This is a genomic window from Nonomuraea sp. NPDC059194 (genome assembly GCF_042754765.1).
Classification (GTDB): Bacteria; Actinomycetota; Actinomycetes; order Streptosporangiales; family Streptosporangiaceae; genus Nonomuraea.
Map to the genome: position 1 here is coordinate 118,849 of NZ_JBHZBH010000010.1, position 16,140 is coordinate 134,988.

Below are 16,140 nucleotides of genomic sequence, written 5' to 3' on the forward strand. Positions count from 1 at the left end.
TGCGGCGGGGTTCAAAACCCCACTCTCTCTGCCGCTTTCTTGGGTTTTGGGATGACCCCAAATAGTTGCGAAAAACCCCCATAAATAGGGACTTGTCCTCGTTGACAGGTGCATGACCGGGTGTCCAGAATGATCACCGCTTGGAACCCCAAGCGGACGAACACGCAACCGTTGACACCCTCAGCCGTTGTTCGAGGAGCGCGCCGTTCTGACGAGGACCACCCCTTCAGTGCGAGGCGTGCCCACCCTTGTCGTCATCGGCACCGGCGGGCTCGCCCGTGGCCTGTGTTACGCCCTGGCCACCATCACCCGCACCCCCCTCGACGTCGTCGTCGTGGGCCGCACCCAGGAGCGGGCCGCCGAAGTGTGCTACGTGGGCGCCGCGCGCGCCGCGTTGGCGGACGCGCCGGTGGCCTTCCACGCGCGGACGGCGGACCTGTCCAGTGACGACGCCCTGGCCGACCTGCTGTCCCGGCTCTCCCCTGTCGGTCTCTTCCTGGCCGCCTCCAGTCAGTCCCCGTGGGAGCGCACGACCGCCCCCTCCGCCTGGACCTCTCTGGTACGGCACGCCGGGTTCGGGCTGACCCTGCCCTTCCAGGCCGAGCTGGCCCTGTGCGCGGGCAGGGCGCTGGCCGCGGTACGGCCGGCCGCCTGGTTCGTGAACGCCTGCTTCCCCGACGCGGTCAACCCGGTCCTCGCGGCCATGGGGGTGCCCGTGCTGTGCGGAGTCGGCAACGTCGGGCTGCTGGCCGCCAGCCTCCAGGCCGCGCTGGGCCTACCCGACCAGCGGCGGCTGCGTGTGCTCGCCCATCACGTCCACCTGCACAAGCCTGACGACGGCGACGCCGACGAGGCCATGGCCTGGCTGGAGGGCGAGCCCGTCACCGAGGTCGGCAAGCTGCTGGCCGCCCAGCGCGCCGCCGACAGGTCCGAGCTCAACCACGTCACCGGCCTGTCGGCCGCCACGCTCGTGCTGGGCCTGCTGTCGGGAGCTGAGACGCACACCAGCCTGCCGGGACCGCTCGGCCTGCCGGGCGGCTACCCGGTACGGCTCACCGGCGCCCGGCTGGAGCTGCGCCTGCCCGACGGGCTGGCGCTGGAGGACGCCGTCGCCTTCAACCAGCGATGCGCGATCCGCGACGGCGTCGTGGTGGACGGCGAACGCGTCCGGTTCACCGGCCCCACCCATCCGGAGCTCGACCTGCCGACGGACTTCCCCGTCGCCGAGCTCCACCAGGTCACCGGCCAGCTCCACCAGCTCAGAGCCCAGCTGCGCGACCGTCCCCCGTTTCTCTGAAGCCCAGCGAGGTCCGTCAACGATGCCGAACTCCGTCCTGCCCGCATCCACGCCGTCCACCGGCGCGAGCGCGAACCTGCTGGTCGACTTCTACGACCGGCTGCCCCGCGCGATCGCCGCCTGCGTCGACGACCCGGCCCCCGTCAAGGGCGGCTCCGCCTTCTCCCCCGGCTTCCTGCTGCCCGAGCTGGACGCGGGAGTGCGGGACTACCTGTCCGTCGCCACCGCGAGCTGGCAGGCCCTCGGCACGTACGGCGGGCACCGGCTGTCGCTGCTCGACCTGACCGGCAACCCGGGCACCGGCACCACCAAGACGTTCGCCTCCCTGCTCATCGTGGCCAGGGCGGTGGAGTACATCCGCAGGTACGGCGAGCCGATCACGATCTTCTCGCCCACCTCGGCCAACAAGGGCACCGCCCTGCGTGATGCCGTGCTGCGCGCGATCGACGCCGGCCTGGTCGAGCCGGAGCAGCTGCGCGTGATCGTGCTCGCCCCCGAATCGTGCCTGGCCAAGCTGCGCTCCAGCCGCCTGTCCACCGACCCCGTCCTGCGGGAGCTGAACCCCGTCCTGGTCTACACCGGGCAGCAGGCCGAGGACGTCAAGGCGATCGGCAGGCAGTTCGCCGACAAATACATCGGCGACTTCGCGGCCATGGGCGACAACCTGTGGTACTCACTGGAGCTCGGCAACTACCTGGTCGCCGACACCGCCAGGGCGTTCTTCGAGTACGCGGTGGAGCCGGCGGGCGAGCGGCCCCGCCTGCACGCGCACGCGGTCTCCAGCGCGTTCGGCCTGCTCGGCTACCACCGTGGGCGCGCAGTGCTGGAGGAGGACGGCCTCGCCGACGTCGCGACCCGCCCCGCCAGCCTGCTCGTGCAGCATCTCGGCACCCCCGACATGGTGCTCAACCTGCGCCACGGCGACTTCGACCGGGCCAACCTGCCCGCCTACACCGCCGACGGGCAGGGGATGTTCGCGCAGTCGGCCGATCCGCGCTTCCCTCAGGTCACCTACGACCCCGACGAGGTGCTCGACCCGACCTTCTACACCCACAGGCCCGCCACCTCGCCCGCGATGAACGAGCTGATCGCCCGGTTCGGCGGCGACGGCATCGTGGTGTCGCTGGCCGAGTGCGTGGCCCGCTACCCGTACCTGCGCGAGATGCTGGCGGGGACGGGCTGCGCGCTGCCCGCCGACCTGCGGACGCTGCGGGAGTGGTCGCTGGTGATGGCCCTGACGGGCGTGCTGAACGCGGTCGACAGGGGTCTGGTGGAGGAGGGCCGCGACATCGTGGTCCACGGCTCCGGCTGCTACTCCGCCGCCGACTACCGGCCCCTCGAACACGACGCCATCACCCGCGTCGCCACCGTCGAGGACGTCGCAGGGGCGGTACTCGGCTGATGGACGGCGACGCGATCGCCGTCGTCGGGCTGGCCGGGCGCTTCCCCGGCGCGCCCGATGTGGCGACCCTCTGGCGGAACCTGCTGGACGGCGTGGACGCCGTCCACGACTACACCCCTGACGAGCTGCGAGAGCTCGGGATCGGCGAGCGGCTGACGGGCGATCCCGCCTACGTCCCCGCAGGTGGGCGGCTGGCGGGCGTGGCCGACTTCGACGCCGAGTTCTTCGGCGTCCCCGACGCCGAGGCCGTGCAGATGGATCCGCAGCAGCGGCTCTTCCTGGAGCAGGCCTGGGTGGCGCTGGAGGACTCCGGTCACGACCCCGCGGGCTACGACGGGGTGGTCGGGGTGTTCGCGGGCTCGTCCATCAACCGCTACTTCCTGTTCCGCCAGTTCGGCGACCCCTCGACGACCGACGACTGGGAGTCGCTGCTCCTGCCGGGCTCGGCCGCCGACTACCTGCCCGCCCAGGTGGCCTACCGGCTGGGCCTGACTGGGCCCGCGGTTGCCGTACAGACCGCCTGTTCCAGCTCGCTGGTCGCGGTCTGCATGGCCGCGCAGAGCCTCGTCGACTACCGGTGCGACCTGGCGCTGGCGGGAGGGGTGAGTGTCACCGAGCCCCGCTTCCTGCACACCGAGGGCGGGCTCGTCTCTCCCGACGGACGCTGCAGGGCCTTCGACGCCGAGGGGCGGGGGGCGGCGTTCGGTAGCGGGGTCGCGGTCCTGGCGATGAAACGGCTGGAGGACGCGCGGCAGGACGGCGACCGGGTGCTGGCGGTCCTTCGCGGCTGGGCGGTCGGCAACGACGGCGCGGCCAGGGCCGGGTTCGCCGCCCCCGGGCTCGAAGGGCAGGCCGCGGTCGTGGCGGAGGCGCTGGCGAGCGCGGAATTATCCGCCGAGGACATCGGCTACGTCGAGGCGCACGGCAGCGGCACTCCTGTCGGTGACGCGATCGAGGTGGCCGCTCTCACGCGCGCGTACGGCCCGGGCCTCGCGCCTGGCTCGTGCGCGCTCGGCTCGGTGAAGACAAACCTCGGCAATCTGGACGCGGCAGCGGGTGCGGTCGGTCTGATCAAGGCGGTGCTCGCCGTATGCCATGGGGTTGTCCCCGGGAACCTTCACTTTGAAACACCGAATCCGGAGATCGATTTTGCCGCGTCGCCGTTCTTCGTGCCGGTGGGCGACCACCTGCTCCCCGAGGAGCGGCGCCGGGCCGGGGTCAGCTCCTTCGGCCTGGGCGGCACCAACGCGCACGTGATCGTGGAGAGCGCGCCCGCCGAGGCCCCCGGCGACCCCTCGCCCGATGAGTGGCACGTGCTGCCGGTGTCGGCGCGCACGCCGCGGGCGCTACGCGAGGCGATGGTCAGGCTGGCCGACCACCTGGAGGCCGACACCGCGCCGCGGCTGGACGACGTCGCCCACACGCTGGCAGGACGGCGAGCCTTCCCGCACCGGGCGACGGTGCTCTGCCGCGATCCGAAAGAGGCGGTCGCGCTGCTGCGCGCCGGTGCCGACAGTGCCGAGGATGCGGGAGCGCCTGGCGAGCTGCGGGAGCTGGCGGCCGCGTGGCTGTCGGGAGACGATGTCGAGTGGCCGCAGCCGTCCGGCGCGCGCCACGTGTCGCTGCCCGCCTACCCCTTCCAGCGTCGGCGCCACTGGATCGAGGCCCGGTCATGACCAACTGGTTCAGCACGCCCCATCAGCGGCCCGGCGCTCGCGCGCGCTTGTTCTGCCTGCCGTACGCAGGAGCGGGGGCCGCGGCGTTCCGCGGCTGGTCGGCCGCGGCCGGTCCCGACGTCGAGGTGCTCGCGGCGGTGCTGCCCGGCAGGGAGAGCCGCATCTGGGACAGCGTCGCCTTCGACCTCGGCGAGCTGGCCACGGCGGTCGCCGAGCGCGCCGACCGGCCGTACGCCATCTACGGCCACTCCATGGGCGGACGGCTCGGCTTCGAGCTCGTGCGCGAGCTGCGCAGGCGCGGCGCGCGGCTGCCGGTCAGGCTCTACCTCGGCGGCTGCCGCCCGCCTGGCCTGGCCGACCCGTTGGAGGGTCTGTCGGCCGTGGACGACGACACGCTGCTCGCGCGGCTGTCCGAGCTCGGCGGCATGCCGTCGGAGCTGATGTCCGAGCCCGAGCTGCTGGAGCTGGTCCTGCCCGCGCTGCGGGCGGACTTCGGCTGGCTGGACGCCTACCGCTACCACGAGGACGAGCCGCTGCCGGTGCCGATCACGGCGTTCGCCGGGCGCGAGGACGCCACGGCGCCCGCCGAGGCCATGCGGCACTGGGCGGCGTACACGGCAGCCGCCTTCGACCTGCGCGTCGAGCCGGGCGGTCACTTCTTCCTGCACGACAGCAGGGACCGCATCCTGGCAACGATCCGCGCCGGCCTCACGACAAACGCCGACCTCCAGTCGGGCGCGGACCGCATCCCGGAGACGGCAGGCGCCGACCTCACGGCAGGCACGGATCGCATCCCGGGAACGGCAGCTGCGAGCGAGCACCTGGTGCCCCTTGGGAGCACCGGCTGGTCGGTGTGGCGCGATGCCATCCTGCGCAGCACCGGCTTCCCCGCCGAGGGCCTCGACCTGTTCTCCGCCCCCGAGTGCGCCGCCGCCGCCGACGACCTGCTGGCGGGACGGGCCGACGCCGAACGGTTCGACAAGCTCTTCGACCAGGCGCTGGCCGACGGCGCGGCGCACATGAGCGCGCTGGCCGCCGATCCGCTGCTGCGCGAGGCCGTCACCTGGCAGAACCGCAACGCGCTGATCACGCTGGACGCGCTCGTGCGCGGCGGCCCCGGCCAGTCGCGCAACAAGGACAGGCGCGCCCGCGAGCTGATGGTGGCCAAGTACTGGCAGCGCTACTGCGCCAAGAACGAGACGATCGGCTTCTTCGGCCCTGTCACCTGGACCCGGATCGAGCAGGACGGGCCCGCCGCCACCGTCGAGGTCGGCCCCGGCCTGGTCGGCAGGCGGCAGGTCGCCTTCGAGGACTGGGCCGTGCGCGCCTACGCCGACCGGCTCGCGAAGGATCCCGCGTTCCGGCGGCTGCTGCCTGTCGCGCTTCGCCCCCACCTGACCCTGGAGGGGCGCCACCTGCTGCGTCCCGCCCACCCGCCCCAGCCGATGTCGGCCGCCGAGGCCGCCGTGCTGGCCCGGTGCGACGGTCGCCGCGCCGCCGCGACCGTCGCCGCCGAGGTGGCGGGCCAGGCAGGCGTGCGCACGGCGGCGGACGCTCTCCTGCTGCTCGACCGCCTGGACGAGCGCGAGCTGCTGTCCTGGGGCGACGACCTGGCCCAGGGGCCGGACACCGAGGTACGGCTGCGCGCCCTGCTGACCGGCATCGCGGCGGAGCACCCCTCGTACGACCCGGCCGACGCCCTCGCCGGGCTCGACCGGCTCTGCGCCGCCAGGGACAGGGTCGCCGCCGCCGCAGGAGACGCCGACGCGCTGAAGGCCGCCCTCGACGCGCTCGACGAGGAGTTCACCGCGGTCACCGGGCTGCCCGCCCAGCGCCGAGCGGGACAGACCTACGCGGGACGCGGCCTGGTCTACGAGGACACCGTCCGCGACGTGGACGTGCGCTTCGGCGGGCCGCTGCTCGATGAGCTCGCCGAACCGCTGGCGCTGCTGCTGCGCGCGGCCCGCTGGCTGACCGCCGCACTGGCGCGCGCCTACGGGGCCGCGCTGCGGGAGCTGTACGAGGAGCTGCGCGCGGAAGGAGCTCAGGTACGGCTGGCCGACGTATGGTTCCTGGCCCAGGGACTGCTGTTCGGCTCGGGTCCGCGCCCGGTGGACGAGGTGGCCCGCGAGTTCGCCGAACGCTGGGCCGCCCTGTTCGGCCTGGACGGCGAGCAGCCCGCCGACGGGCCTGCCGAGCTGCGCTTCGACTCCGCCGACCTGGCGCGGGCGGTCGCCGAGACGTTCCCCGCCGACGCGCCCGGCTGGTCCTCCGGCCGCCTGCACAGCCCCGACCTGCAGATCTGCGCCGAGAGCGTGGAGGCCATCGAGAGGGGCGACTACCTGGTCGTGCTCGGCGAAATGCACGCCGCCTGGCCCACCTTCGACTGCGCGGTGTTCACCCGCGCCCACCCCGACCTCGAGTCGCTGCGCGCCGCCATGGCCGCCGACCTCGGTCCGCACCGGATCCGGCCGCTCTACCCGCTCGACTGGCCGCGCTACACCGGCAGGGTGTCGCACAGCCTGGACGGCCCGACGGACCGGCAGCTCGGCTGGACCGCCGCGCCCGGCGCCGACCCCGACCGGCTGCTGCCGACGACCTCCGTGCTGGTCTTCGAGGAGGACGGCGAGCTGGTGGCGCAGGCTCCCGACGGGCGGCGGTGGCCGCTGCTGGAGATGTTCGCCTCGCTGGTGTCGATGCACGCGGTCGACGGCTTCAAGCTGACGGGCGCGGCCCACGGCCACACGCCGCGCATCTCCATCGATCGCATGGTGGTCGCCAGGCAGACCTGGCGGACCACCGTCGGCGCGACCGGCCTGGCCTCGGTCAAGGGCGAGCGCGACTGCTTCCTGGCGGTCCGCGCCTGGCGTCAGGCGATGGGGCTGCCCGAGCGGGTGTTCGTCAAGCTGAGCACCGAGATCAAGCCGACGTACGTGGACCTGGGCAGCCCGCTGTACGCCTCGCTGCTGTGCGCGATGCTGCGCCGCGCGGGCGACGAGTCCGCGCGGCTCGTGGTGACCGAGATGCTGCCCGCTCCCGAGCAGGCGTGGCTGGCCGACGCCGAAGGCCGCCGCTACTTCACCGAGCTGCGCCTGCACGCGACCGACCCGGTACCGGCCTGGGGGGCCTCATGAACGTGCCGCACACTCTCCTGCCCAATCTGATCCTGGAGCAGGCCGCACGCCGTCCCGAGGCGCCTGCCGTACGGCAGTGGGACGAAACTCTGACCTTCGCGGCTCTCGCGGGCGCGGCCCGCGCGCTGGCCGCCGAGCTGCGGGCGCGCGGGGTGCTGCCCGAGCACCGCGTGGGGGTGTGCCTGCGCCGCAGGCCTTCCATGGTCACCGGGGTGCTCGGCGTGCTGCTGTCCGGTGCCGCCTACGTGCCGCTCGACCCCGACGGGCCCGCCGCGCGCAGGGAGGAGATCATCCGCGACGCGGGCATCGACGTGGTGGTGGCGGACGAGGAGACGGCGGGGATGTTCGCCGACCCCGTCCTGGTGCCCACAGCAGGGCACGCGCCCGGCGCGGAGCTGGACTGCCCTGCCCGGCCGGGCAACGTGGCCTACGTCCTTTACACCTCGGGGTCCACCGGCCGTCCCAAGGGTGTGATGGTCAGCCACCACAGCCTGCTGTCCTACGCCCTGGCCTTCGGACGGTTCACCGGCGCGGGCGAGGACACCAGGTCGTTCGGGTTCGCCGCCCTGGGCTTCGACGTCTCGGTCATGGACATTCTCGTGCCGCTGGCGGCCGGTGGCTCGGTCCAGCTGGCGGGCGAGGCGGATCGCACCGACCCGGTCAGGCTGCAGCGGTTCGCGGCCGCGCACGAGGTCACCTGGGGCTGCGTGCCCGTCGCGCTGCTGCCGCTGCTCGACCCCGCGGGGCTGCCCGCCTGGCGCACCGTGATCACGGGAGCCGAGGCGCCGGGCCCCGAGCAGGTCGAGCGCTGGTCGGCCGTCGGCCGCCGGTTCCTCAACTGCTACGGGCCGACCGAGGCGACGGTCTGCGTGACCGCGTTCGAGGCGGCGGGCCGCTGGGAGCGGCCGCTGCCGATCGGCAGGGCGCTGGACGGCCACCGGGCCTACGTCGTCGACGACGACCTGCGGCCCGTCGGAGCAGGCGTGCCCGGTGAGCTGCTGATCGGCGGGTTCGGACTGGCCAGGGGTTACCTGGGCAGGCCGGCGCTGACGGCCGAGCGGTTCGTGCCCGATCCGTGGGGAGAGCCTGGCGAGCGGCTGTACCGCACCGGCGACCTGGTCGTCCGGCAGGACGACGGCGAGCTGATGTTCCTGGGCAGGACCGACCGCCAGGTCAAGATCAGGGGTCAACGCGTCGAGATCGGCGAGGTGGAGACCGCGCTGCGGGCTCATCCCGGGGTGGCGCACGCCGTCGTCGAGGCCGTCGAGGGCCGCGACGGAACGCGGCTGGTGGCCTTCTGCGCGCCCGGCGACTCCTCGGAGGAGGACCTGCTCGCCCACTGCGCCCTGCGGCTGCCCGCGGCGATGGTCCCCTCCCAGGTGGTCCTGCTGCCGAGCCTGCCGCTGCTCCCCTCGGGCAAGGTCGACGGCCAGGCGCTGCGCGCCCTCCTGCCAGAACGGACCGCGAGCGCGGGCGCGGTCCCGGCGACCGTGCTCGAACGCCAGGTGGCGGCGGTGTGGGCCCGGGTGCTCGGCCTTCCCGTGGACAAGGTCGGCATGGACGACGACTTCTTCGCCTCGGGCGGCCACTCCATCAGCGCGATGCGCCTGGTGTCGGCGATCAGGTCGGAGCTCGACCGGCCCGTGGCCGCCGAGGACGTCTTCGCGGGCCGTACGGTGGCCGGGCTCGTCGCCGCGATCGAGCGCTCCGCGCCGGGGGCCGACCCGCTCCCCCAGGCCAGCCCGCCCACGCTCTCGGCTGCCCAGCACCGGCTGTGGTTCGTGGACAAGCTCGCGCCGGACAGCGCGGCCTACAACATCGCGCTGGCCGAGCGGCTGCGCGGCCCGCTCGACGTCGAGGCGCTGCGCCGGGCGCTGGCCGCGGTCGCCGCCCGGCACGAGGTGCTGCGCTGGCGGATCCCGGACGCGCGCGGCGTGCCGTACGTGGAGGTGGATCCGCCGAGCGCGGTGCCGCTGCCGGTCGAGGACCTCAGCCACGACCTGAGCCACGGCGGGCGGGAGGAGCGGCTGCGGCGGGTGCTGGCGGCCGAGGCGGGCCACCGGTTCGACCTGGCCGAGGGCCCGCTGTGGCAGGCCAGGCTGGTACGGCTGGCGCCGCAGGAGCACGTGCTCGCGCTGACCTTCCACCACGCCGTCTTCGACGGCTGGTCCCAGCGACCCTTCCTCGACGACCTGGCCCGCGCCTACCGCGACCCCGCGCTCGGTGCCACGCCCGCCGGCTTCGCCGACTACGCCGTGTGGCGGGCCGCCAGGGACGCCCGGCGGGGGGCGGCCGATCTCGCCTGGTGGAAGGACCACTTGACCGGCGTGCCCGCGACACTGGAGCTGCCCGCAGACCGGCCGCGACCCCCTGTGCAGACGTACACGGGCGCCCAGGCGAGCAGGGCGCTGCCCGCCGAGGCCTCCGCGGCGGTCCGCGCGCTGGCCGCCACGCTCGGCACGACCGCGCCGACCGTGCTGCTGGCCGCCTTCGGGGAGGTCCTGCGCCGCGTGACGGGCCGCGACGACCTCGTGGTCGGCACCCCGGCCGCCGACCGGCGGCACGACGCCTTCCACGACCTGGTCGGCTTCTTCGTCGAGGTGGTGCCGCTGCGCCTGCGGATGGAGCGGGAGCAGAGCTTCGCCGCCAGGGTGCGCGAGTGCGCCGAGGAGTTCCTGGCGGTGCTGGCCCGGCCTGGGGCGACGCTGGAGCGCATGGTCGAGGCGCTGGCCCTGCCGCGCGATCCGAGCCGGGCGCCGCTGGTGCAGGTGCTGTTCAACGTCTACAACTTCCCCGAACCGCACCTGGACCTGCCAGGGGTGACCGCCGAGCGGGTCGAGCCGGGCCTTGCGGGCTCGCCGTTCGATCTCACCGTCTACGTGGTCGAGCGCGACGGCGGCTACGCCATCGACTGCGTCTACAACCCCGACCTGTTCACGGCCGAGCGGATCGACACTCTGCTGGCGGCCTACACCACGCTGCTGGAGGAGGCGGCCAAGGCCCCGGAACGGCCGGTCGCCGAGCACCCGGTGCCCGGACTGGCGGTTCTGGCGGCGGGGGTGAGCCAGGCTCCCGCGCCTGCCAGGGTCACGGTCGGCGGCACTGTGAATCCCGCCACCGCGACCGAGCACCTGGTGGCGAGCGTCTGGCGCGAGGTGCTCGGCCGCGACGCCGTGGGCGCCACGGACAACTTCTTCGACGTGGGCGGCACCTCTCTGTCCCTCGTCGTCGTGCAGGACCGGCTCGCCGAGCTGACCGGGCGGCGGCTGTCGGTGGTGGACCTGTTCCAGCACACGACCGTGCGCGCGCTCGCCGGGCATCTCGACGGCGACACGGGCCGGCCGATTCTCAACCGGGCCGACCAGCGGGCCGAGGCCCGCCGTCAGCGAACAGACCAACGCAGGAAGAGAGGGCGACAGTGACAGAGTTCGGCGCGGAGCCCATCGCGATCATCGGGATGAGCGCCAGGGTGCCGGGGGCCGGCGACCTGTCCCAGTTCTGGCGCAACCTCGTCGACGGTGTCGAGTCGGTGACCGTCTTCACCCGCGAGGAGCAGCTCGCCCAGGGCGTGACGGAGGCGGAGCTCGCCAACCCGTCCTTCGTGCCCGCCATGCACGTGCTGCCCGGCATGGAGGACTTCGACGCGGCCTTCTTCGGCATGACCGCCCGTGAGGCGGAGCTGGCCGACCCCCAGCAGCGCCTGTTCCTGGAGCAGTCGCACGCGGCGCTGGTGGACGCGGGCTACGACCCCGAACGCTACGACGGCGAGATCGGCGTGTACGGCGGCGCGGGCCCCAGCCAGTACCAGTGGCTGAACCTGCGGACCAACCCCAGGATCGCCAACGGCGCGGGCGACCTCGGCCTGTCGGTGGGCAACAACCCCGACTACGTCGCCACCACGGTCTCCTACCGGCTGAACCTGCGCGGGCCCAGCCTCTCGGTGGCCACGGCCTGTTCGACCTCCCTGGTCGCCGTCCACCTGGCCTGCGAGGCGTTGCGCGGCGGCGAGTGCGACATGGCGCTGGCCGGCGGCGTCTGCGTCGAGCTGCCGCACCACCGGGGCTACGCGGCCATGGACGGCTACACCTCCCCCAGCGGCCACGTGCGGCCCTTCGACGCCGACGCCGACGGCACGATGTGGGGCAGCGGCGTGGGCGTCGTGACGCTGAAGCGGCTCGACGACGCCATCGCCGACGGCGACCAGATCAGGGCCGTCATCCTGGGCAACGCCATCAACAACGACGGCACCAGCAAGATCGGCTTCTCCGCGCCGAGCGTGCAGGGCCAGGCCGAGGTGATCGCCCAGGCGCTCGGCGTGGCAGCGGTGGACCCGCGCACGATCAGCTACGTCGAGGCGCACGGCACCGGCACCGCGCTCGGCGACCCGATCGAGCTGTCCGCCCTGACCGCGGTCTACGGCCGCGACCAGGAGGAGACGGGCTGGTGCGGCGTCGGCTCGGTGAAGTCGAACCTGGGTCACCTCAGCCAGGCCTCGGGAGTGGTCGGCCTGATCAAGACCGTGCTGTCGATGGAGCACGGGCTGATCCCGCCCAGCATCAACTACGAGCGGCCCAACCCCGCCATCGACTTCGACTCCAGCCCCTTCTACGTCGTCTCCAGCCTGACCAAGTGGGAGGGGCAGAAGCGGGCGGCGATCAGCTCGTTCGGCATCGGCGGCACCAACGCGCACGTGGTGCTCCAGGAGGCTCCCCCTGCCGAGCCCGTGTCGCGCCGGCCGCGGCCCGAGCTGCTGCTGCTGTCGGCCCGCACTCCCGAGGCGCTGGAGACGATGCGGTCGGCGCTGGCCGAGCGCCTGGAGCGGGCGCCCGATCTGGCGCTGGCCGACGTGGCGTTCACGCTGCGGTCGGGCCGGAAGACCTACCCCCACCGCCTGGCCGTCCTGGCCGACGACGCCGGCGCCCTGAACGATCGCAAGCGGTGCCACACCGGTACGGCCGCCGACCCCGCGCCCTCCGTGGCCTTCCTCTTCTCGGGGCAGGGCGCGCAGTACGCGGGCATGGGGGCGCAGCTGTACGCCGCCGAGCCCGTCTTCGCCGCGGCGGTCGACCGCTGCGCCGAACTGCTGCTGCCCGAGCTGGGCGAGGACGTCAGGCCGCTGATGTTCGGCTCGGACGACGAGCCGCTGCGCCAGACCCGCCTGGCCCAGCCCGCGCTGTTCACCCTTGAGTACGCGCTGGCCACGCTCTGGCAGGAGTGGGGCGTGCGCCCCTCGGCCATGATCGGCCACTCCATCGGCGAGTACGTCGCCGCCACCCTGGCGGGCGTCTTCTCGCTGCCCGACGCGCTGCGGCTGGTCGCGGCCCGCGGCAGGCTGATGCAGTCGATGCCGCCTGGATCGATGCTGGCCGTCCAGCGCGACGCGGCCTTCGTCGCCTCCGTGCTGCCCGAGGGCCTGTCCGTCGCCACGGTCAACGGCCCTGGAACCTGCGTGGTGGCCGGTCCCTCCGAGCTGGTCGAGGCGTTCGCCGAGCGGCTGCGCGCCGACGACGTGCGCTGCACGCCGCTGCGCACCTCGCACGCCTTCCACTCGGTGATGATGGAGCCGATCCTGGAGGAGTTCACCGCCCTGGTCGCCGCCGTGCCGCGGCGCGCGCCCCAGACGGCGTTCCTGTCGAACGTGTCAGGGCGGTGGATCACCGCCGAGCAGGCCGTCGACCCCGCCTACTGGGCCAGGCACCTGCGCGAGCCCGTGCTGTTCGGCGACTGCGTGGCGACCCTGCTCGCCGAGGGGTCGTGGGCGCTGCTGGAGTGCGGTCCCGGCAAGCAGCTGTCGAGCCTGGCGCGGATGCAGCTGCGCGAGGCGATCGCCGAGGGCGCCCTCGCCCCGATGTCCAGCCTGCCAGGCCCGTCGGAGAAGACCGGAGACCTGCCCACCCTGTACGGCTCGGCCGCCCGGCTGTGGGTCGCCGGCGTGCCCGTCGAGCTCGGCGGCACGGGCAGGCGGGTGTCGCTGCCCGGCTACCCGTACGAGCGCAAGCGGCACTTCGTCGAGCCCGGAGCGGGCGCGCTTGCGGTCGCGACCGTGGCGCCCGCGCGGACGATCGACGACTGGTTCGAGGTGCCGGTCTGGCACCAGGTGCCCGCCACGCCCGCCGGGGAGAGCCTCGACAGGTGTGTGGCGTTCGTGGCCGGGCCGCGCGGCGAGCGCCTGTGCGCGGCGCTGCGCGCGGCGGGCGCCGAGGTGGTCGAGGTCCGTCCGGGCGAGAGGTTCGCCCCCGCCGAGGGCGGCTACACGCTGCGCCCCGGCTCGCGGGACGACTACGACGCCCTGGTGGCGGCCCTGAACACACCCGATTCGATGTCGCGGGTGCTGCACGCGTGGGCGCTGGAGGGCGAACCCGCGGGCACCGACGTCGAGGCCGCCGATCGCGCGCAGGAACACGGCCTGTTCAGCCTGCTGCTGCTGGTCCAGGCGCTGGCGGCGGCGCAGGCCGCCGAGGGCGTGCGGATCGACGTGCTGACCGAGGGCACCGAGGACGTGCTCGGCGGCGACCTGACCAGGCCGGAGCACGCGACCGTCGCGGGCATCACCAGGGTGGCGCCGCTGGAGATCGCCGGGCTGACCGTGGGTCATCTCGACCTCGACGCCGCCACCCCCGACGTCGATGTGCTCGCCGAGCTGCGCCGTCCCGCGCAGGAGGAGGTCGTCGCGCTGCGCGCGGGCCGCCGCTGGCAGCGGCGGGTGGAACCGGTCGCGGTGCCCGCGGGGCCCGTCACCGGGCTGCGGGAGGGCGGCCGCTACCTGATCACCGGTGGCGTGGGCGGCATCGGCATCACGCTCGCCGAGGAGTTCGGCACGCTTTTCAAGGCCCGCCTGGTGCTGCTGGGCAGGACCGGTCTGCCGCCGCGCGAGGAGTGGGACCGGCCCGGCGACAGCCGTACCGCCAGGGCGGTCGCGGCGATCCGCCGCGTCGAGGCGGCGGGCGGGCAGGTCACGATCGTGACCGCCGACGTCACCGACCCCGTACGGCTGCGCGCCGTCATGGCCGAGGTGGTCGCCGCGTACGGCGGGCTCGACGGCGTCGTGCACGCGGCCGGGCTGCCCGGCGGCGGCATGGCCGAGGTCAAGGAGCTGGAGCAGGCGCGCGCCGTCCTGGCGCCCAAGCTCGCGGGCACGCTCGCGCTCTGGCAGGCCGTCGAGGGACAGGAGCTCGACTTCGTCGCGCTGTGCTCCTCGGTCACCTCGCTGACCGGCGGGTTCGGCCAGGTCGACTACTGCGCCGCCAACGCCTTCCTTGACGCCTACGCCAGGTCGGCGCGCGGACCGCGGGTGCTCTCGCTCAACTGGGGCGCCTGGCGCGAGGTCGGCATGGCCGCGGAGGCGCGCGGTGAGGCCGCCGCCGAGCCGCTGGAGCATCCGGTGCTGCGCACCAGGAGCGGCCACCTGGCCAAGGGCCTGATCTCGGCCGGGACGCACTGGGTGCTCGACGAGCACCGGATCGGCCAGACCCCCGTCCTGCCCGCCACCGCCCAGCTGGAGTGCGCCAGGGCGGCCTTCGCCGCCTGCGTCCCCGCGCCGGGAGAGGGATACGCGGTCGAGCTGAGCGACGTGGTGTTCACCGAGCCGCTGGCGGTGCCCGAGCGCTCGGAGGTGGTCGTCTCGATCGGAAGCGACGGGCGCTTCGAGGTCGCGGCCGACGGCAGGACACGCACCGCGGGCAGCGCCGCTTGGGTGCGGCCCGAGACGGCGGCGAAGGCCGATCCCGCGCGGTTGCGCGACCGGATGCGGCCCGCCGTACCGGCCGGTGAGGGGAGGGTGAGCGCGCTGACGTTCGGTCCGCACTGGCGCGAGCCCGAGCAGATGTGGAGCGGCGACGGCGAGGAGTTGGCGCTGGTGACGGCCACCCACCCGGGTGAGGAGGACCAGTGGGTGCTGCACCCGGCCCTGCTCGACGTGGCCACCTCGTTCAGCACCGCCAGGGGCGACGGCGCCTACCTGCCGCTGAGCTACGGCCGGCTGCTCGTCAGGGCCCCGCTGCCGGACCGGTTCTACAGCCATCTGCGCCACCGCAGCACCGGCGAGGAGATCGTGGCGGTGGACCTCACTCTCATGGACGAGTCGGGCAACGTGCTGGCCGAGATCGAGGAGTTCACGCTGCGTCGCGTGGACCCCGGCGCGCTGGCGCTGGGCGGTGGCGCCGCGGCGCCCACCGGCTCCGGCATCGGCCCCGCCGAGGGGGTGGAGGCCTTCCACCGGGTGCTCGCCTCCGGTCTCGGGCCGCAGGTGGTGATCAGCGCGACGGCGCTGGCCGAGGTGGCCGAGCGGGAGCGGCGGCCGGTCGAGGCGGCCACGGCCGCCGAGCCCGTCGAGCGCGACACCCCCTTCCAGGCGCCCGAGGGCGCGCTCGCTCTCACGCTGGCCCGGATCTGGGGCGAGGTCCTCGGCGTGGCCAACGTCGGAGCCGACGACGACTTCTTCGACCTGGGCGGCAACTCGCTGGTCGCCGTCCAGCTCATCGCCCAGGTGCGGGCGACGATCGGGGTGAAGCTGCCGATGCGCACGCTGTTCGAGGCGCCCACCGTGGAGCAGATGGCCGCCAGGGTCGAACAGCTCACGGCAGCGCCCGAGCCGGCCCCCGCCGCCATTCCGAGACTGTCCAGGAGGTAGGC

General features: G+C 74.0%; 6 protein-coding genes. All 6 read left to right on the forward strand.

The window, feature by feature from the left end; genetic code table 11:
- The first annotated feature begins 238 nt into the window (after nt 1-238).
- From ACFXJ8_RS15710 to ACFXJ8_RS15735, 6 genes are read left to right on the forward strand one after another with little or no spacing between them, the layout of a single operon-like run.
- On the forward strand, nt 239-1,297 hold the full coding sequence (locus ACFXJ8_RS15710) for a hypothetical protein (RefSeq protein WP_379644581.1): 1,059 nt from the start codon (nt 239-241) through the stop codon (nt 1,295-1,297).
- A 22-nt stretch (nt 1,298-1,319) separates the two neighbouring features.
- On the forward strand, nt 1,320-2,699 hold the full coding sequence (locus tag ACFXJ8_RS15715; protein WP_379644582.1) for a DUF6002 family protein: 1,380 nt from the start codon (nt 1,320-1,322) through the stop codon (nt 2,697-2,699).
- Nucleotides 2,699-4,375, forward strand: coding sequence for a beta-ketoacyl synthase N-terminal-like domain-containing protein (locus ACFXJ8_RS15720; protein WP_379644583.1), 1,677 nt, complete (start codon nt 2,699-2,701; stop codon nt 4,373-4,375). The genes ACFXJ8_RS15715 and ACFXJ8_RS15720 overlap by 1 nt, the downstream gene beginning before the upstream one ends.
- The gene (locus tag ACFXJ8_RS15725) at nt 4,372-7,509 is read left to right on the forward strand and encodes a lantibiotic dehydratase (RefSeq protein WP_379644584.1); all 3,138 of its coding nucleotides are present in this window, start codon (nt 4,372-4,374) and stop codon (nt 7,507-7,509) included. The genes ACFXJ8_RS15720 and ACFXJ8_RS15725 overlap by 4 nt, the downstream gene beginning before the upstream one ends.
- Nucleotides 7,506-10,931 (forward strand): amino acid adenylation domain-containing protein, encoded by a 3,426-nt coding sequence (locus ACFXJ8_RS15730; protein WP_379644585.1) that lies wholly within the window; start codon nt 7,506-7,508, stop codon nt 10,929-10,931. Before ACFXJ8_RS15725 ends, ACFXJ8_RS15730 begins: the two co-directional genes overlap by 4 nt.
- Entirely contained in the window at nt 10,928-16,138 is a 5,211-nt protein-coding gene (locus tag ACFXJ8_RS15735; protein WP_379644586.1) for an SDR family NAD(P)-dependent oxidoreductase, read from the forward strand. The genes ACFXJ8_RS15730 and ACFXJ8_RS15735 overlap by 4 nt, the downstream gene beginning before the upstream one ends.
- Nucleotides 16,139-16,140: the final 2 nt, after the last annotated feature.